The 17938-nt window shown below is 37.2% G+C and carries 19 protein-coding genes; 1 reads left to right on the forward strand and 18 read right to left on the reverse strand.

The window, feature by feature from the left end; translation table 11 throughout:
* The 11 genes from QBE53_09340 to mtaB all read right to left on the reverse strand — a co-directional run bounded on the left by QBE53_09340 (nucleotide 1) and on the right by mtaB (nucleotide 9807).
* A complete protein-coding gene (locus tag QBE53_09340) occupies nucleotides 1–1656 on the reverse strand; it encodes an ATPase, T2SS/T4P/T4SS family (GenBank protein ID WZL83292.1) in 1656 nt (551 codons plus the stop codon).
* Nucleotides 1657–1763: 107 nt separating this feature from the next.
* Nucleotides 1764–3008, reverse strand: coding sequence for a U32 family peptidase (locus tag QBE53_09345; protein ID WZL83293.1), 1245 nt, complete (start codon nucleotides 3006–3008; stop codon nucleotides 1764–1766).
* A gap of 24 nt (nucleotides 3009–3032) precedes the next feature.
* Complete coding sequence (locus QBE53_09350) at nucleotides 3033–3704, reverse strand: O-methyltransferase (GenBank protein WZL80011.1); 672 nt, start codon at nucleotides 3702–3704, stop codon at nucleotides 3033–3035.
* Nucleotides 3705–3766: 62 nt separating this feature from the next.
* A complete protein-coding gene (gene mltG / locus QBE53_09355) occupies nucleotides 3767–4834 on the reverse strand; it encodes an endolytic transglycosylase MltG (protein ID WZL80012.1) in 1068 nt (355 codons plus the stop codon).
* 14 nt (nucleotides 4835–4848) lie between these two features.
* Nucleotides 4849–5193 (reverse strand): YlbF family regulator, encoded by a 345-nt coding sequence (locus QBE53_09360; protein ID WZL80013.1) that lies wholly within the window; start codon nucleotides 5191–5193, stop codon nucleotides 4849–4851.
* Between the two features lie 11 nt (nucleotides 5194–5204).
* Nucleotides 5205–6872: a ribonuclease J gene (locus QBE53_09365; protein ID WZL80014.1), complete on the reverse strand. Its 1668-nt coding sequence runs from the start codon at nucleotides 6870–6872 to the stop codon at nucleotides 5205–5207.
* Nucleotides 6873–6890: 18 nt separating this feature from the next.
* On the reverse strand, nucleotides 6891–7358 hold the full coding sequence (locus QBE53_09370; protein WZL80015.1) for a Fur family transcriptional regulator: 468 nt from the start codon (nucleotides 7356–7358) through the stop codon (nucleotides 6891–6893).
* 68 nt (nucleotides 7359–7426) lie between these two features.
* On the reverse strand, nucleotides 7427–7690 hold the full coding sequence (locus QBE53_09375) for a DUF1292 domain-containing protein (protein ID WZL80016.1): 264 nt from the start codon (nucleotides 7688–7690) through the stop codon (nucleotides 7427–7429).
* Nucleotides 7691–7704: 14 nt separating this feature from the next.
* Nucleotides 7705–8127 carry a Holliday junction resolvase RuvX gene (ruvX, locus tag QBE53_09380; protein WZL80017.1) on the reverse strand — a complete coding sequence of 141 codons (423 nt, stop codon included), beginning with the start codon at nucleotides 8125–8127 and terminating at the stop codon, nucleotides 7705–7707.
* Nucleotides 8128–8141: 14 nt separating this feature from the next.
* The gene (locus QBE53_09385) at nucleotides 8142–8405 is read right to left on the reverse strand and encodes an IreB family regulatory phosphoprotein (GenBank protein ID WZL80018.1); all 264 of its coding nucleotides are present in this window, start codon (nucleotides 8403–8405) and stop codon (nucleotides 8142–8144) included.
* Nucleotides 8406–8493: 88 nt separating this feature from the next.
* Nucleotides 8494–9807 (reverse strand): tRNA (N(6)-L-threonylcarbamoyladenosine(37)-C(2))-methylthiotransferase MtaB, encoded by a 1314-nt coding sequence (gene mtaB, locus QBE53_09390; protein WZL80019.1) that lies wholly within the window; start codon nucleotides 9805–9807, stop codon nucleotides 8494–8496.
* Nucleotides 9808–9934: 127 nt separating this feature from the next.
* Here mtaB and QBE53_09395 point away from each other — a divergent pair, with 127 nt between their 5' ends.
* On the forward strand, nucleotides 9935–10168 hold the full coding sequence (locus QBE53_09395) for an HPr family phosphocarrier protein (protein ID WZL80020.1): 234 nt from the start codon (nucleotides 9935–9937) through the stop codon (nucleotides 10166–10168).
* A 38-nt stretch (nucleotides 10169–10206) separates the two neighbouring features.
* On the opposite strand, the gene thiI is transcribed toward QBE53_09395, so the two are convergent.
* The 7 genes from thiI to dnaK form a co-directional block, all read right to left on the reverse strand.
* Nucleotides 10207–11388, reverse strand: a complete 1182-nt coding sequence (gene thiI / locus QBE53_09400) for a tRNA 4-thiouridine(8) synthase ThiI (protein ID WZL80021.1) — start codon at nucleotides 11386–11388, stop codon at nucleotides 10207–10209.
* A gap of 11 nt (nucleotides 11389–11399) precedes the next feature.
* A complete protein-coding gene (locus QBE53_09405) occupies nucleotides 11400–12575 on the reverse strand; it encodes a cysteine desulfurase family protein (protein ID WZL80022.1) in 1176 nt (391 codons plus the stop codon).
* Between the two features lie 127 nt (nucleotides 12576–12702).
* Complete coding sequence (locus tag QBE53_09410) at nucleotides 12703–13068, reverse strand: response regulator (GenBank protein ID WZL80023.1); 366 nt, start codon at nucleotides 13066–13068, stop codon at nucleotides 12703–12705.
* A gap of 2 nt (nucleotides 13069–13070) precedes the next feature.
* Nucleotides 13071–13811: an RsmE family RNA methyltransferase gene (locus tag QBE53_09415; GenBank protein WZL80024.1), complete on the reverse strand. Its 741-nt coding sequence runs from the start codon at nucleotides 13809–13811 to the stop codon at nucleotides 13071–13073.
* Between the two features lies 1 nt (nucleotide 13812).
* Complete coding sequence (prmA, locus tag QBE53_09420) at nucleotides 13813–14745, reverse strand: 50S ribosomal protein L11 methyltransferase (GenBank protein ID WZL80025.1); 933 nt, start codon at nucleotides 14743–14745, stop codon at nucleotides 13813–13815.
* Nucleotides 14746–14778: 33 nt separating this feature from the next.
* Complete coding sequence (gene dnaJ, locus QBE53_09425; protein ID WZL80026.1) at nucleotides 14779–15927, reverse strand: molecular chaperone DnaJ; 1149 nt, start codon at nucleotides 15925–15927, stop codon at nucleotides 14779–14781.
* Nucleotides 15928–16043: 116 nt separating this feature from the next.
* The gene (gene dnaK / locus QBE53_09430; GenBank protein ID WZL80027.1) at nucleotides 16044–17918 is read right to left on the reverse strand and encodes a molecular chaperone DnaK; all 1875 of its coding nucleotides are present in this window, start codon (nucleotides 17916–17918) and stop codon (nucleotides 16044–16046) included.
* Nucleotides 17919–17938: the final 20 nt, after the last annotated feature.

Consider the following 17938-nt stretch of genomic DNA (forward strand, 5'->3'; position numbering starts at 1 on the left):
CTACTCCGTTCCATATGAGATGCGTATCATTTCTTCAAGGGTTGTCGTCCCATTAAGAACGTGACGCTTACTATTATCTCGAATCGTCTTTAATCCTTGTGCAAGTGCCTTATTTCGAATATCATCTGTCGTTCCCTTTTGATTAATAATTTGACGAAGACTTTGATCAATCGGTAGAATCTCATAGACACCAATTCGTCCTGTATATCCGGTATTACCACATAAATGGCACCCTTTTTCTTTATATACATACAAGGTTTCTCCCATACTAACATCGAGCATAGCTTTTTCTTCATCTGTCGCTAAAACTTTCTCTCGACATTTTGTACATAATCTTCGCACAAGGCGCTGCGCAATGACACCTACAACAGATGCGCTAATTAAAAAGGGCTCAATTCCCATGTCCATCAAGCGACTAATTGAACTTGCAGCATCATTGGTATGCAATGTACTGACAACCAAGTGACCGGTAATTGATGCCTTGACCGCAATCTCTGCTGTCTCTGCATCTCGAATCTCACCAATCATAATAACATCCGGATCTTGCCGTAAAATAGAACGAAGTGCCGAAGCAAAGGTTAGTCCAGTCTTTGGATTGACTTGAACTTGATTAATCCCTTCAATCTGAGACTCAACAGGGTCCTCTACCGTAACAATATTAAGATCCTCTTGATTAATTTCATTTAAAGATGTATATAGGGTTGTCGACTTACCACTACCTGTCGGTCCCGTGACTAAAATAATGCCATGAGGATGTGATAGAATGCTTTCAAACTTAAAAAGGTCATCTCTAAAAAGTCCAAGTTCTTCTTTTCCTTTTGTAAAGCCTTCTTTGGAGTTAACACGCATTACTACTTTTTCCCCATAAACCGTTGGTAGACTTGATACACGGATATCATAGGCCTTGTTATTAACTTTTATGTTGATACGTCCATCTTGGGGCTTGCGTTTTTCTGCAATATCCATTCCCGCCATAATCTTAATACGGGCGACAATCGCGCTTAATAAGGTGGTTTCATAATCAAACATTTGTTGTAGTTTTCCATCAATACGATATCGAACGCGAATATAGCGTTCATAGGGTTCAATATGGATATCACTTGCTCGATGGCGCACAGCTTGCTCCATAATAGTATTAACAAGTTTGACAATGGGAGCGCTTTGAACCATATCACCACTTAATGTCTCTTCTTGTATTTGCGCTTCGACATAAATTTCTTGTTCTTGCTTATACTCCTCTGCGGCTTTCATTGCTTGCTGCTTTCCATAGTGCATTTCAATAGCAAACTTAATATCTTCCTCATTCGCAAGCATCGGCACGACTTCTTTTCCCGAATATATTTTCACGTCATCAATCGCAAAAATATTAAGTGGATCTTCCATAGCGACATATAGATTACTTTCTGTCAACCGAATTGGAATCAATACATGTCGCTTTGCAAGCGACTCGCTAATAGTTAATACTGCTTCTTTAGATATATCATATTCTTTTAATTCAACAAATGGAATTCCAAGTTGATATTCCAAAACCTCATTAATATTTTGTTGCGTAACAAAACCTAAGCGAATCAAAACCTCTCCTATTTTTTCTCCGCTTTGGCGTTGTTCATTTAATGCCTCATCTAACTGCGCTTCTGTAATAATGCCATATTGCATCAACAAATCCCCAATACGCAATTTTTTCTTAAACGCTTTCACGTTTGATCACCCTCTCCTTAAATTGCTTCTCTTTTTCTATTATATCAGATACTCTTTTGCTACAGTTAATCTTTTTTCTCTATTTTTCGATCCACTTTGCGTAGCAATTCATTTTCCAAAGCTTTTACCGGCAACTTGATCCATAGTTTTTGCTTTGGATGTGGCGCCTCGACAACTGATTCTCCCTCTTGTGTTGTTAATGCCTCCACAGTAAAAACATGGGTTGAACCATCTGTTTTCATAAGCTCTAGAGTGTCACCAACCACAAACTTATTGCGCTGTTCAATCAATGTCAGTTCACTTTGGGTATCTTCTAATACCCTTCCTACAAAAACATACTCGCGTATATAAGTATTACTATCATATATCTGTCCTTCTGCATCGGGACGCTGATGATAAAACCCAGTGGTAAATTGGCGATAACTACATTTTTTTATCTCGTCCATATAGGTTGACTTATTGGCATTGTATAATGCAACATCTGTAAAGTAATCATCAATCGCTTTACGATATGCACGCGTTACCGTTGCCACATATAGCCCTGTTTTCATCCGTCCTTCAATCTTAAGACTAGTAATACCAGAACGAATAATTTCATCCATATATTCAATCATACATAAGTCTTTTGAATTATAAATATATGTTCCTCTCTCATTTTCATATACAGGCATATATTCTCCTGGACGCGACTCTTCCATCAGGTGATATGTCCATCGACATGGATGTGTACACGCACCTTTGTTTGCATCTTTTCCTGTCATATAATTACTTAACAGGCAACGTCCCGAATATGAAATACACATCGATCCATGTACAAAAGCCTCAATATCCATCTCCATAGGTATCTTGCTACGTATCGTTGCTATTTCCGAAAATGAAAGTTCTCTAGCTACAACGACACGTTTTACGCCTTGTTGGTACCAAAAGTTAATGGAAGCGTAATTTGTATTATTCGCTTGTGTACTTAAATGTAATTCCATATCCGGTAGAATTGTTTTTGCAATAGCTAAAATCCCTGGATCTGCAATGATTAGTGCATCCGGTTTGATTTCCTTAAGCTCTTCAAAATATGCCTCAACTGCTGGAATATCTTGATTGTGGGCAATAATATTTGCAGTTACATAGACTTTAACATCATGTGCGTGGGCATGAGCAATTCCCGCTTTCATATCTTCTATTGAAAAATTTCGCGCCTTTGCACGCAATCCAAACTCTTCTCCACCAATATAAATAGCATCTGCCCCATAGGCAACAGCTATTTTCAGATTTTCCAGGCTTCCAGCTGGAATCAATAATTCCGGTTTGTTCATTTCTAAATTATTCACTTTGTTCTCCTATTCTTTAATCTTTACACTAATGGTTGCCCCATCAGCTATATCTAATATCGTAGTGCTCAATTGCGCGTGGTGATTTAACTCCCATAAGTACTGACGCATCCTTTGGTGAATTGTGCGCCGTCGTCTAGGCACATTAAAACGTGACTTTGCAACATCGCCTTGCTGTAACACATTATCGGATACTAACGTTCCTTGATGTGCTAATAATTTTACAACATAAGGTAAAAAAGTTAAATATTGACCTTTCGCTGCATCCATAAAAATAAAATCGTACACTTCTTCTTCTTGACATAACTGTTCCAAAATTTGTGTTGCATCCCCTTCGATTTGATGAATCAAGGGGGCATAGCTTGAAGCTTTGATATTCTCGCTCGCTTTTTGAACCATCGTCTTATCACGTTCTATTGTTGTCATACGAACCTTTGTAATATCAACCACTTCATCTAGTGCCTGCATCATTAAAAGAGATGAATAGCCAATAGCCGTACCAATTTCAAGAATTCGTAACGGTTTTGCCATCTGAATTAAAACCTTCATCATCGATGCCATATCATCTTTTATAATGGGCACTTGATGTTGTCGCGCATATATTTTCATTTGTTGTATTGCCTTTGACTCCTCTTTGCGAATATAGCCAAGATAATGGCTCATTGAATAATTATCTTTCAAGTTGGACTCCTTTTATCAAAAATAGGCTAAAGATATCTTTAGCCTATTTTCTGTCTTCCTTACTAGAATTTTTGATTGTATTTATTTTTTGCTGCATTATGGTCATCTAACGTTGCATTAAACTCATGCGCTCCAGTTTCCGGATCTTTTAATACAAAGTACAGGTAATTATGACTTTCCGGATATAGTGACGCTTCAATAGCTGCAGCACCAGGATTGGCTATAGGACCGATAGGTAATCCTGGATTTCTATATGTATTATATGGTGATTCAATTTCTAGGTCACGATACAAAAGTCGATCACGAGGAATTTCTAATGCATACATAATGGTACTACACATCTGTAAATTCATATCAATGTTCAATCGGTTATAGATAACCCCTGCAACTTTAGGACGTTCCTCTGCAACACGAACCTCTTTTTCAATCATTGATGCAATCGTAATAATTTCATCAACTGTATAGCCCAATTCTTCTGCTTGATCATAATACTCTTGTGTAAACACATCATCAAACTTCATCAGCATCTTACTAATAATATCTTCTGGCGACGCATCCGCATAAACTTCATATGTTGCCGGGAAAAGATATCCTTGTAAGCGTTTTGGGCGATCTGGCAATTGTTCAAGAAAACGATATCCGTAGTTGCCATTTTCTGCCGCATTCATGAATTCATTGGCTGTACATAACCCTTGAGCTGCTACACGTTCTGCAATCTGTTCAAGTGTAAACCCTTCCGGAATCGTGAATTTTACGACTTCACGCTTTTCACCTTCTTCAGAAAGAATCTTCATAATTTCTTCTGGCTCCATTCCGGTATTAAGGGAAAAATCACCATACTGAAACGATCCGTCAACACCCTGAAGCTTTGCCAAAACTCGAAAATACACTGCACTTCGAATCAGTTCATTTTCTTCCAAAATATTTGCAATCGTTTCAGATGATGCACCTTTTGGAATACTGATCTCTTTGGTGACAATTGTTCGATTGGCATCCGGCTCTTTTGCCATCAGTTCGTACCCTGAACCATACGCCCAAATTGCCGCTTGATATACTGCAAAAACAGCTACTACAATAATAACAATTTTTAACAAATAGTTAAAAATGTCTCCAAGAATTTTGTTAATCATAAGATCACCTTTCGCTACTCTAGAAAATGTGTATCAAATTCTATTTTTTCTGTGATTGTGTCATAAACCGACGTCATCAGCTTGGAAAACTTGAGCTCTGCATCCAAAAACATTTTGACCGTCGGCTCACTTAATAACTCTTCATAGTCTTGCTTTAGACTAATTAAATTTTCATACGCATTATATGCACCATAATGGTGTGACACTTGAATTTCAAAGTTTTTACGTCTGAATTCTTCAACTTGACACAGTAATTCTTCATTACGTTCAAGAATCGATCGATAATTTAAGTAATCAATATATTCTTGAGTTTCTTTTATTTTGTTGACGAGTTCAAGCGTTTCTTCTTTGATATCCATTATATCACCTCTTATTCAACTTCCATAATTACAGGTAAAATCATTGGATTACGTTTCATTTGGCGCCATAGATGTTCACGCAAGTCATCTCGAACTGCATTTTTCATCTTAGCCCATCCTTCTATTTTACGCTCTTTGCATTTTTGAAGTGTTTTGACAACGACTTCACGTGTTTCTTGCATCAAATCTGCCGATTCACGAACATACACAAAGCCACGTGATACAATATCGGGTCCTGATAATATTTCTAATGTTCCTTTGCGTACTGTAACTACGACAACAATCAATCCATCTTCCGATAATTTTTGTCGATCTCTCAAGACAATATTACCGACATCTCCTACACCTAAGCCATCAACCAACAACGGTTGGCAAGAAATACTGCCGTTACGATTAGCATGGGTTTTCGTCAATTCTAAAATCTCACCATTGGATAGCAAGAAAATATTATCTTTACGCATTCCTAGATTACTTGCAAGTTCTGCATGTTTTTTCAGATGTTTGTATTCACCATGTACCGGAATGAAATATTTAGGCTTCACAAGTGAATGTAACAGTTTAAGTTCTTCTTGACATGCATGTCCAGATACATGTGTATCCTCAACAATCACTTCTGCTCCACGTTTATATAAATCATTAATAACTTTGGATACATATTTTTCATTTCCAGGGATTGGCTTTGAACTAAAGACAATAACATCCCCTTCTTTGATTTGAATATTACGATGTGCTCCACTTGACATACGTGATAACGCTGCTAGTGGCTCACCTTGACTTCCAGTTGTTACCAATACAATCTGTCCATCTTTATATTTATCAATATCATTAATATCCGTCAACATATTTTTGGGCATCTTTAAGTAACCCAGCTCTGAAGCCGTGGTGACTACATTAACCATTGATCGTCCTTGAACAATAACTTTACGTCGATATTTTTTCGCCGAGTTTACGATTTGTTGTACTCGATCAACGTTGGAAGCAAAGGTTGCAACAATTAACCTACGTCCTTTGTTTTCTTCAAAAATCATATCGAAGGATTTTCCGACACTGCTTTCTGACATCGTATATCCTGGTCGTTCAGCATTTGTACTATCTGCCATCAATGCAAGAACACCTTGTCTGCCCAACTCTGCAAAACGTCCTAAATCAATGGGTTTTCCATGGATCGGGTTATAATCCACCTTAAAGTCTCCCGAGTGAATGACCGTTCCTGCAGGCGTTGTGATTGCAAGTGCCAAAGCGTCTGCAATAGAATGATTGGTTCGAATAAATTCAACCGAGAACAATTTTCCAAGGTTGACCTTTTGTCCCGGGTTGATTCGCTTACGTTTTGTTGAATTCATCATTCCATGCTCTTTTAACTTATTTTCTAATAGGCCTATGGTCAATCGTGTCCCATACACAGGCACATTAACATCCTTAAGAACATAAGGTAAAGCTCCAATATGGTCTTCATGACCATGGGTGAGCACAAACGCTTTTACCTTTTTGATGTTTTGTTTTAGATATGTTGCATCCGGAATGACCAAGTCAATTCCTAACATTTCATCCTCCGGGAATGCAATACCACAATCAACAACCACAATTTCATCTTTATATTCAAACACTGTGATGTTCATACCGATTTTGTCCAACCCACCTAAAGGTATTATTTTCAGTTTTTCATTTGTTTTCTTCAAGAAAACACCTCCGTCTAATTATCGAGTAGGCTTAAGAATCTCTTCATTTTTTTCTTGACATTCTTTACATACTCCAAAAAATTTTGCTTGATGATCATGCACTAAAAAGCCATAGGATTCCAAAAAGCTTTTTTCAATAGAGCCCATTAAATCTTCCGTTACTTCAATGACTTTTCCGCATTGATCACAAATTAAATGATGATGGCGATGTCCTTCGTCTTCATTGGCTAACTCATAACGAATATACCCATCATCTAGGTTCAGTTTTTCAACAATTTTAAGTTCATTTAATAGCTGTATATTACGATAAACCGTTGCCAATCCGATCTCTGGATGTTCAGCTTTCACAATCTGATACAATTCTTCAACGGTTAAATGTTTATCTTGATTTGCCAGCATTGCATCAAGTACTACTTTGCGCTGGGACGTAATCTTATAACCATGCTCCTTTAATCGAATACAAATCTGCTCTTTTTTAGCATCCATTTCTCCACCATTTACCCTTTTCTAATTAATAACAATTATCAACAGTATAAATGAAACTCATCTTTTTGTCAATTTTCGAAAGTTTCAATTTGCTTTTCCAACATAGGAAAAACAACATCTAAGATATCATCATCTTCGACAATTTCATAGATTATATCGTCTCCTTCTAAATATGTAGCTTTAAGTACATACGCAAGAACTTCTTCTTCCTCTTCTTGTGTATCACTTTCTATCACAAGCAAATACCCATCTTCTTTATATTGGATAGCGCTTAAAATATCAAATGTTATTTTTTCTCCTGTTTCATCATCATAAAAATCAATTCTTTCCATGTCATTCATCTTATTCAATTCCTTTTCAAATCAAGATACGTCTGCAAAATTAATGCGGCCGCTACTTTATCAATATATTTTTTTTGTTCGGTTTTGCGTACATTTCCTTCTGTAAGAACACGCTCAGCAGCAACTGTTGATAATCGTTCATCAAAAGTTGCTACAGGTATACCAAGCTCTCGCTCAATACGTTTGACAAAATAAAGCGTCCGATCAGCACGTTCTCCCAAATCATTATTCATATGCTTGGGTAATCCAACAACAATAAGTTCCACCTCATATTCATCAACCAAGCTTTTTAAACGTTTTATCGAATCGATAAGATTTCCAGGATCTTGTCTTGAAATTGTCTCAATCCCTTGTGCTGTCCAACCTAAAGGGTCACTCATAGCCACCCCAATCGTTTTTGATCCATAATCTAATCCCATTATACGCATGGCTTATTCAATCCTTACTCACGAATATTGTGTTTAATATAGTTTTTAACCAATTCTTCTAATAGCTCATCGCGCTCCAACTGACTAATGAGTGTCCTTGCATTGTTATGACTGGTAATATACGTCGGATCTCCTGATAGTATGTATCCAACAATTTGATATATAGAATTATATCCCTTTTCTTCAAGAGATTCATAAACAATTTTCATAGTTTTTGTCACTTGGTTTTCCGGTTCTTTTTCAGGTCGTCTGAAAAATTGCGTATTATCTAGTCCCATGTTTTCACATCCTATCTATAAAATATTTCAATATCTATACTCATATTACAGTAAAGCACTTAAAATATCAATTGTTTATTTATTAAAATCATTTTACAAATGATTTCTCACCTCGTATTCCATCATGGAAAAGCTCAACTAGATCTACAGGGATAATCTGCCCTTTAAGCCCAGTATCACCTTGAATATATACGCGAATATACTCCGGTGTATAGCCTGTTAAAAACATTTTTCCTTCAAGCTCTATCTCTTCTTCAATAAGTACTTGAACCTTAGCTTCCAGGTGTCGATTTAAGTAGTCTTGCTTTAACTGAGCCGTTGTTGCTATCAACTCTTGGCTACGCTGATTTTTTACTTCTCCATCAACTTGAGGTTTCATTTTTGCAGCTTTTGTCCCTTCGCGTATAGAATACTTAAAAACATGAACGTCTGAAAAAGCCACTTTTTCAACAAAAGCTTTTGTCGTCTGCGCTTCTTTTTCTGTTTCCATAGGAAAACCTACAATGACATCCGTTGTTAATGCTGGATCTGTATAATATCGGCGTAGCAGTTCTACTTTTTCATAGTACTCTTTTGACGTATATTTTCGATTCATACGTTTGAGTACGCTATCACTTCCACTTTGCATGGAAAGGTGAAAATGCGGACATACTTTTTCACATTGGCTTAAACGTTGTACAAATTCTTCACTTATTAAACCAGGCTCAACAGAACCAATACGGATGCGTTTTAGCCCTTCGATTTGATTTAACTGTTCAATAAGATGAATTAACGTGACCCCTTCCAAGTCTTTTCCATATGATCCGATATGGATACCTGTCAATACAATTTCTTGATAGCCATGTAAGACCAATTCTTTAACTTCATTTATCACTGCTTGGGGATCTCTTGAACGGACAATTCCCCTTGTATATGGGATGATGCAATACGAACAATATTGGTCGCATCCATCTTGTATTTTTAATGTTGATCGTGTTTTGTTTTGTTGTGCTTCTATATGCAGTTCCTCAAAGACAATGTTATGATGCACGTCTTCGATTTTAGCAATATTTAATGATTGATCTTGAAACGATTGAACAATTTCAACCAATTGATTTTTTTGTGTATTGCCAATCAACAAATCAATATATGGCATGTCTTTTAATTGTTCATGTTGAATTTGAACATAACATCCAACCGCAACTACGATGCCATGAGGATTGTTTTTTTTGGCTCTGGAAAGCATTTTCCGTGATTTTTTATCAGCGATATTGGTCACCGTACATGTATTCACAATGTAAATATCATTTTTTTCATCAAATTCACCAATATTATATCCTGCTTTTACAAATTGTTCAGTCATAGCTTCGGTTTCGTATTGGTTGACTTTACATCCGAGTGTATGAAACGCAACAGACGGCATAATCTTCACTTCTTTCTATAGAATAAATTTACATGTTGCAATAGTTTAGTAATACATTTGTAACTTGACATTATAATGGGTTATGATAGTATTATTGTATAGTTTATTAAATAAAGGAGGCAAGGAAATGACAACTATACAAGTAACTCTCAATTCAATTGACAAAGTCAAAACATTTGTTAATTTAGTCAGTCGTTATGATTCAGACTTTGATCTTGTTTCTGGTCGATATGTGATTGATGCTAAATCTATCATGGGTATTTTCAGCTTAGATTTAAGTAAGCCCATTGAGTTAAACATTCATGATCAATCCATCGTTGATGAAGTTAAAAGTGCATTAAATGATTTTATCATTGAATAAATCTAAGGCAACGAAGACTAGGGGCATGGCCCCTTTTTTTATTGCCCTGGTTTTATTTTTATAACTTCAGTATCTTCTATTGCTTTTTTAATCATTGAATCAATATCCTTTAAGTTTTTCTCGGATTTTTCAATAGCTTCAAGTTTTGGCTTTGTTACCGGATGCTTGGCAACAAACACGGTACAACAATCTTCATACGGAAGAATTGATGTCTCATATGCATCAATCTTTTCACTAATGTCTACAATTTCTTGCTTATCAAAACCAATCAATGGTCTAAATACCGGCATCGTACATACCGCATTGGTCGCCACTAAACTATGTATGGTCTGTGAAGCCACTTGTCCAATACTCTCTCCTGTTACAAGAGCCAACGCTTTTAAATACTTTGCATGGGCTTCTGCAATAGCCATCATCACACGTCGCATGATAATAGTTAGCTGTTCATGAGGACACTGCTCATAGATAGCTAGTTGAATTTCTGTAAATGGAACAATGTGCAAACGAATGGGCCCTGTCTTACGTGAAATAATACGCGCCAAATCAATAACCTTTTGTTTTGCCCGTTCACTCGTATAAGGATGTGAATGAAAATAGACTGCATCTATTGCTACGCCTCGTTTTGCAATCATATACCCTGCCACCGGACTGTCAATTCCTCCAGAAAGTAATAGCATTGCTCGACCATTTGATCCTACTGGCATACCACCTAACCCTTTAATCATTTTTGAATAAATATAAGTTCGGTCACGAACTTCAATCCAGATACGAACTTCAGGATTATGTACATCTACTTTAAGCTCCGGATATACATTTAATAAATGAGCTCCTACTTCTCGACAAATCTCCATAGATGTTACTGGATAAGATTTGACTGCTCGGCGGGCTTCGACCTTAAATGTAAAGTCTTGTGTCGGATACTGCTGTTTTACAAAATCAGTCACTGTCGTTTTGATTTCTTCAAAATCACCACGTTCAATAACAACAACTGGACAAATATAAGCAATTCCAAAGACCTCTTTAATAGCATCTAGCACTTCTTGCTCTTCATAATCCGAATGTGGTTCAACAAAAATACGTCCTTGTTCTTTTTGTACTTTAAACACACCTAAAGCTTCTATGCGATGACGTATCTGATCCATCAAAATATTTTCAAACATATATCTGTTTTTCCCTTTTAATGCGATTTCGCCATACTTAATTAAAAATGCTTTTTTCATGAAAACCTCCATTATTTTTTTACAAATCGACCAAATATTTTATCATTTTTTTTCAATGCATCAATTAAACAATCTACATCTTCTTTTGACTGACTATGTGTAAAGCTAATACGGATGGATTTGTCGCTTTCCTCATCGCTTAATCCAATGGCTTTTAACACATGAGATACATTTAATTTTTTTGAGCTACATGCTGATCCAGTACTTACCGCAATTTTATCATCTTCAAGGCTATGTAGTAACACTTCACCCTTAATGGATTTTGAACGGATATTAACAATATATGGACTTGCAATCTCTTTATCAAACACTCCAGTAGAATATCTTGAATTAACATACCAATCCGGAAGTTCTTCTACAAGTCGTTCCACAAAATATGCTTTAAGTTCAATCAGGCGGGAATAGCGTTCTTCATTTGTTAACATCATTTGTTTTGCTGCTTCATACATTCCTACAATCCCGGCAACATTTTCTGTCCCTGGACGAACACCTTTTTGTTGACTGCCACCATATTGCAGGGGAATGATTTTTATGTTTTCATCAATGTAAGCAAATCCGACACCTTTGGGACCATAGATTTTATGCCCACTTGCAGAGTACATATCCACTTGACACTGTTTAAGCTGTAGGTTAAACTTTCCAAACCCTTGCACACCATCAACATGAAAAAGTGTGTTTGGATTCACTTCTTTGATTATCTTACCAATGGACTGAATATCTTGAATAGTTCCAAGTTCATTATTAACATGCATGATGGACACCATTGTTGTATCCGGACGGATTGCGCGACGTAATACATCAAGAGAAACTTGACCTGTATGGTCCACCGGAAGACGCGTCACTTCAAATCCTTGATTTTCAAGAAATGTGAATGTTTCACCAACAGATGCATGTTCAATTTTTGATGTAATAATATGCTTGCCACTTCTATGATACGCTCTAGCTACCCCTTGAATACATAAGTTATTACTCTCTGTTCCTCCTGAGGTAAAGTAAATCGCTTTTTCTTTAACTCCAAGTAGTTTGGCAATATAATTTCTAGCTTTATTCACTTCATTTTCTGCATCCAAACCTTTGGCATGCAGGCTTGATGGATTGCCATAATCGATTTGCAGCATACGTTGCATTGCTTTAAGCGCTTCATTACAAAGCGGTGTCGTCGCCGCATGATCAAAATATAGGTTCATTTATTTTTTCTTCCTTTCAATACCAATCGGCTAAATCACTCTTCACACAAAAAAGGACATGATGCCTTTTGGTTCAGTAACACAAAAAAATGTAGGTAGTTCCCCACCTACATCCCTATCATACGTTTTATTTTCCTAAAACATTTTCAATCGCTTGTAAAACTCGGGCTTTCTGAAATGGCTTTACAATAAAGTCTTTGGCACCTTTTTTTATTGCATCAACAACCATTGGCTGTTGTCCCATTGCAGAACACATGATAATTTTACTCTCAGGACTTGATTCTACGATTCCGGGAATTGCTGTAACTCCATCCATCTCAGGCATTGTAATATCTAAAGTAATAATATCTGGTTTAAATTCTTTAGCTTTCGTAATTGCTTCTTTACCATTACTTGCCTCAGCAACAACCTCGTATCCTTCTTCGGTCAACATTTTTTTTAATACAGTACGCATAAAAACCGCATCATCAACGATCATCACATTAACTGCCATAACTAGGCCTCCTCTATTTCATACATCAGCATTGCCATAAAGACCATGCCGGCTGTTTCTGTTCTAAGTATTCGATTCCCTAAACTCACAAGTTCTCCACCAATAGCTAATAGCTCTTTGATTTCTTCAGGATCAAAACCACCTTCCGGACCAATCAAGACAGCAATCTTTTTTGCATCATGCAAATGTTTGAAAACTTCTCGCGTCCCTAACATTCCTCGTGTGTTTTCGTACGGAATTATGACTTTATCATAGTCTTTTAGCTCTGTCAACATTTCGCGCCAGTTAAGTACGCCTCTAACCGATGGAATAACGCCTCGCTTGCTTTGTTTAGCCGCAGATTGCGCAATCGCATTCCAACGACGAACTTTTTTAACCGCCTTTTGTTCATCATACTTTACTATAGAACGGCGCATTTGAACGGAGACGATCTCATACGCACCTAACTCAACACATTTTTGTGTAACCTGTTCCATCTTGTCTTGTTTAGGTGCACCTTGATAAAGCGTCACTTGAATGGGTAATTCACTCATGGAATTATCTACTGATTGTATTTTACACTGAATTACTTCATTCGTCAATGCTTCGATTTCACACTGATACTCTAACCCTTCACCATTGCTAATTACAAGAGGCTCTCCTTCTTTTAAACGAAGAACATTCATAATATGATTTACGTCTTGTCCTGTAATGTGAATATGCGTATCGTCTATTGCTGTATTCTCCACAAAAAAATGATACATCTCACACCTCTTTTCCTGCTATGACACTTGCTCTTGAAATGATGGCTACCCAACCTCCATCACGATTAATCTCAATAATCTCAAAGCCTTGGGCTTCTAAATGTGAAACAACCAGCGCTTCTTTTTCTTTAATAATTCCTGATGCAATAAATATACCTTGATCCTTTAAAACTTGGTGGACCTTCTCTGTAATAGATATTATAATTTCAGCAAAGATATTTGCTACGACAAAATCTACATGTTCATTAACATTTTCAAGCAGATCTCCTTGATAAACCGTCAATTGATCTTCTACATGATTAGAAGCGATATTTTCTTTTGCAATTTTACATGCACTTGCATCAATGTCAATTAAGCGCCCCACTCCGGCTCCAAGTTTAGCGGCAGCAATGCCTAAGATACCACTTCCACACCCTACATCTACAAAACTATCACCATGTTCAGTATATTTTTCTATGGCTTTCATACATAAGGAGGTCGTCTCATGGGTTCCCGAGCCAAATGCCATCCCAGGATCAATGTCAATAATTATCTCTGTATCCTTATACATTGGCCAATCATTCATGTCTTCCCAAATCGGCTTAACAACAATACGTTGGCTAATAGCAAATGGTTTATAATATTTTTTCCAATTGTGCGCCCAATCTTCATCATCTGTTTTACCTTGTCTAAAAACATATTTTGGAAATCGAAGCTTTATTTCACCTAAGATGGTTGTAACGTCTTCTTCTTCTGAAAGATAGAAGCGTATCCCTACATACTCTTCCATGGTATTATCAAAATCTAATGCGTCAACAAACATCTGCTGTTGTTCTTGTTTTGATATATATTCATCAAGAATCTCTACACCTTGAATAGGATAATCATATAGGTCTGCGCAAAAAATATCCGCATCGTCGCGATGCACTAAGGTTTCTATTTCAATATATTTCATAATGACCCTTTCATCTTAAGGCAAAGACGCATTTTATTCAAATGCGTCTTTCATTTTGTCAAATATCCCTTTTTTTTTCTTACCTGCTGTAACTTCTTCTCCAAATGCCGCTGCAAGCTCTTCAAAAGCTTCTTTTTGCCGTTGATTAAGTTTTGTTGGTGTCTCTACAACCACATCAACATATTGATCCCCACGGGATTTGCTGTGATTCAAGTAGGGAACTCCTTTTCCACGTAATCTAAAACGTGTTCCCGTTTGTGTTCCCGGATCAATACTATATTTTACTTTTCCATCCAGTGTCGGCACTTCAATTTCTGCTCCAAGGGCAGCTTGTGTGAAGGAGATTTTCATTTTATAATATATATCCGTTCCATGACGTTCAAACTCCGCATGTGGTCGAATATAAATTGTCAGTAAGATATCGCCACGTGGTCCACCATTTTCTCCTGGCTCTCCTTTGCCTTTTAAGCGAATGGTTTGTCCATTGTCAATACCTGCTGGTATATTTACTGAAATTTTCTTACGTTTTTTTACATATCCAGCTCCTGAACAGGCTTCACATTTTTCTTTAATGATTTTTCCGCTTCCTTGACATGTTGGGCATGTTCTTACACTAGCCACGGTTCCTAAAATCGTCTGCTGATTATATCGAACTTGTCCCGAACCGCCACATTGACTACATGTCTCAGGATGTGTTCCTTCTTTGGCACCACTTCCGTGACACACTTCACATTCATCTGACACAGAGATATTGAGATCTTTGTCTGTCCCAAAAACTGCCTCTTCAAAATCTAATTCGATTGAGGCACGTAGTGACGCACCTTTTTTTGGTCCATTACTTGGTCCTCGGCGTCCGCCTCCACCAAAAAAATCTCCAAAAATGTCACCAAACATATCACCCATATCACCAAAGTCAAATCCACCTGAGAATCCGCCATGACCTGGTCCGCCTTGGCTAAAGGCTGCATGTCCAAATTGGTCATACTGTTGTCTTTTTCCAGCATCACTAAGCACTTCATATGCTTCTGTTGCTTCTCTAAACTTGTGTGCTGCTGATTCATCGTCTGGATTAATGTCCGGATGATATTTTTTTGCTACTTTGCGATATGCTTTTTTTATATCTGAGTCTGTTGCATCTTTTGATACACCAAGAACTTCATAATAATCACGTTGTTCAGCCATAATTCACCGCCTATTTCTTTTTTGTGAAGATCTATTCATGGTTCAAGGAAAGGAGACACTTTGCCCCTTTCCTTAATATGTTATATCTTCTTAATTCACGTATTACCTATTATATATTATTCTTCTGTAAAGTCAACGTCAACAACATCATCATCTGCTTGAGCAGAATCACTTGCTTGTCCACCTGCCGCTTGATTTGGATCCATACCTTCTGGTCCTGCTTGCGCACCACTTGCTGCATAGATTTTTTGAGATACTTCATTAAGCACGTGCATTAATGCATCTTTTGCCGCCGTGATTTTTTCAATATCTGCAGTTTCTAATGTTTTTTCTTCTGTTTCTTTAAGAAGTTCTTTTACTTTACTTACTTCGCTTTCAAGGCGAGTTTTATCTGCATCTTCTAATTTTTCACCAAGCTCTTCGATTGTCTTTTCTGTTTGGAAGACAAGTGAATCGGCTTCGTTACGAGCATCAATACCTTCTTTTCTTTTCTTATCTTCAGCTTCAAAAGCTTTAGCTTCTTCAACTGCACGATCGATTTCATCATCTGATAAGTTGGTACTTGCTGTAATTGTGATATGTTGTTCTTTTCCTGTTCCCAAGTCTTTTGCACGAACAGTTACGATACCATTGGCGTCAATGTCAAAGGTTACTTCAATTTGAGGAATACCACGACGAGCAGCTGGAATACCATCCAAACGGAAACGACCAAGTGTTTTATTGTCTCTTGCAAATTCTCTTTCTCCTTGAACAACATGGATATCAACTGCTGACTGATTATCTTCTGCTGTTGAGAAAATTTGGCTCTTTTTCGTTGGAATCGTTGTATTTCTTTCAATGAGTTTTGTCGCCACTCCACCAAGTGTCTCTAATCCAAGAGATAAAGGTGTAACATCTAGTAACAAGATATCACCTGCACCTGCATCCCCTGCAAGTTTTCCACCTTGAATCGCTGCACCAACTGCAACACATTCATCTGGGTTGATTCCTTTGAATGGGTCTTTTCCAGTAAGTTTATATACAGCAGCTTGTACAGCCGGAACACGTGTTGAACCACCTACAAGTAATACTTTATCAATTTCTGATGCATCCAAATCAGCATCTTTTAAAGCAAGATTAACCGGTCCCATTGTCGCTTGAACAAGATCGTGTGTTAACTCATCAAACTTCGCACGTGTAAGGGTAACATCTAAATGCTTTGGACCTTCTTGTGTCGCTGTAATAAATGGTAAGTTGATATTTGATGTTGTAGCACTTGACAATTCTTTTTTCGCTTTTTCAGCAGCTTCTTTTAGACGTTGCATTGCCATCTTATCTGCAGATAAGTCAACACCTTCCGTGCTTTTAAATTCTTTTACTAAGAAATCTATAACACGTTGGTCAAAGTCATCTCCACCTAAATGGTTGTTACCATTCGTCGCTAATACCTCAAGTACACCATCACCAATTTCAATAATTGATACGTCAAATGTACCACCACCAAGGTCAAAAACCATGATTTTTTGCTCGTGCTCGTTATCTAAACCATAAGCTAATGCTGCAGCCGTTGGTTCGTTAATGATACGTTTTACTTCTAATCCCGCGATTTTCCCAGCATCTTTTGTTGCTTGACGTTGAGAGTCTGTAAAATATGCAGGAACTGTAATAACGGCTGCATCAACAGTTTCTCCAAGATAACTTTCTGCATCTGCCTTTAATTTTTGTAATGTCATTGCAGAAATTTCTTGTGGTGAATAGTTTTTATCGTCGATAGCGACCTTATGATCTGTCCCCATATGTCGTTTAATAGATGCAATGGTTTTATCTGGGTTTGTTATCGCTTGACGCTTTGCAGGTTCTCCTACAAGACGTTCCCCACTTTTTGTAAATGCCACAACCGAAGGCGTTGTTCTTGCCCCTTCTGAGTTTTCTATAACGATTGGTTTTCCACCTTCCATTACAGATACACATGAGTTTGTTGTTCCTAAGTCAATTCCTATAATTTTAGCCATGTTTAATTTCCTCCTATACG

Source organism: Vallitaleaceae bacterium 9-2, from assembly GCA_038396585.1.
Taxonomy (GTDB): domain Bacteria; phylum Bacillota; class Clostridia; order Lachnospirales; family Vallitaleaceae; genus UBA1351.

Bases quoted from the DNA above. Each gene is read 5' to 3' on its own strand.
- QBE53_09375 (WZL80016.1), bottom strand. From the start codon at position 7,690: ATGGAAAGAATTGATTTTTATGATGATGAAACAGGAGAAAAAATAACA.
- QBE53_09415 (WZL80024.1), bottom strand. From the start codon at position 13,811: ATGTATCATTTTTTTGTGGAGAATACAGCAATAGACGATACGCATATT.
- QBE53_09410 (WZL80023.1), bottom strand. From the start codon at position 13,068: ATGGCAGTTAATGTGATGATCGTTGATGATGCGGTTTTTATGCGTACT.
- thiI (WZL80021.1), bottom strand. From the start codon at position 11,388: ATGAAAAAAGCATTTTTAATTAAGTATGGCGAAATCGCATTAAAAGGG.
- prmA (WZL80025.1), bottom strand. From the start codon at position 14,745: ATGAAATATATTGAAATAGAAACCTTAGTGCATCGCGACGATGCGGAT.
- ruvX (WZL80017.1), bottom strand. From the start codon at position 8,127: ATGCGTATAATGGGATTAGATTATGGATCAAAAACGATTGGGGTGGCT.
- mtaB (WZL80019.1), bottom strand. From the start codon at position 9,807: ATGCCGTCTGTTGCGTTTCATACACTCGGATGTAAAGTCAACCAATAC.
- QBE53_09405 (WZL80022.1), bottom strand. From the start codon at position 12,575: ATGAACCTATATTTTGATCATGCGGCGACGACACCGCTTTGTAATGAA.
- mltG (WZL80012.1), bottom strand. From the start codon at position 4,834: ATGATTAACAAAATTCTTGGAGACATTTTTAACTATTTGTTAAAAATT.
- QBE53_09370 (WZL80015.1), bottom strand. From the start codon at position 7,358: ATGGATGCTAAAAAAGAGCAGATTTGTATTCGATTAAAGGAGCATGGT.
- QBE53_09360 (WZL80013.1), bottom strand. From the start codon at position 5,193: ATGGATATCAAAGAAGAAACGCTTGAACTCGTCAACAAAATAAAAGAA.
- QBE53_09345 (WZL83293.1), bottom strand. From the start codon at position 3,008: ATGAACAAACCGGAATTATTGATTCCAGCTGGAAGCCTGGAAAATCTG.
- dnaJ (WZL80026.1), bottom strand. From the start codon at position 15,927: ATGGCTGAACAACGTGATTATTATGAAGTTCTTGGTGTATCAAAAGAT.
- QBE53_09395 (WZL80020.1), top strand. From the start codon at position 9,935: ATGACAACTATACAAGTAACTCTCAATTCAATTGACAAAGTCAAAACA.
- dnaK (WZL80027.1), bottom strand. From the start codon at position 17,918: ATGGCTAAAATTATAGGAATTGACTTAGGAACAACAAACTCATGTGTA.
- QBE53_09385 (WZL80018.1), bottom strand. From the start codon at position 8,405: ATGGGACTAGATAATACGCAATTTTTCAGACGACCTGAAAAAGAACCG.
- QBE53_09340 (WZL83292.1), bottom strand. From the start codon at position 1,656: ATGCAATATGGCATTATTACAGAAGCGCAGTTAGATGAGGCATTAAAT.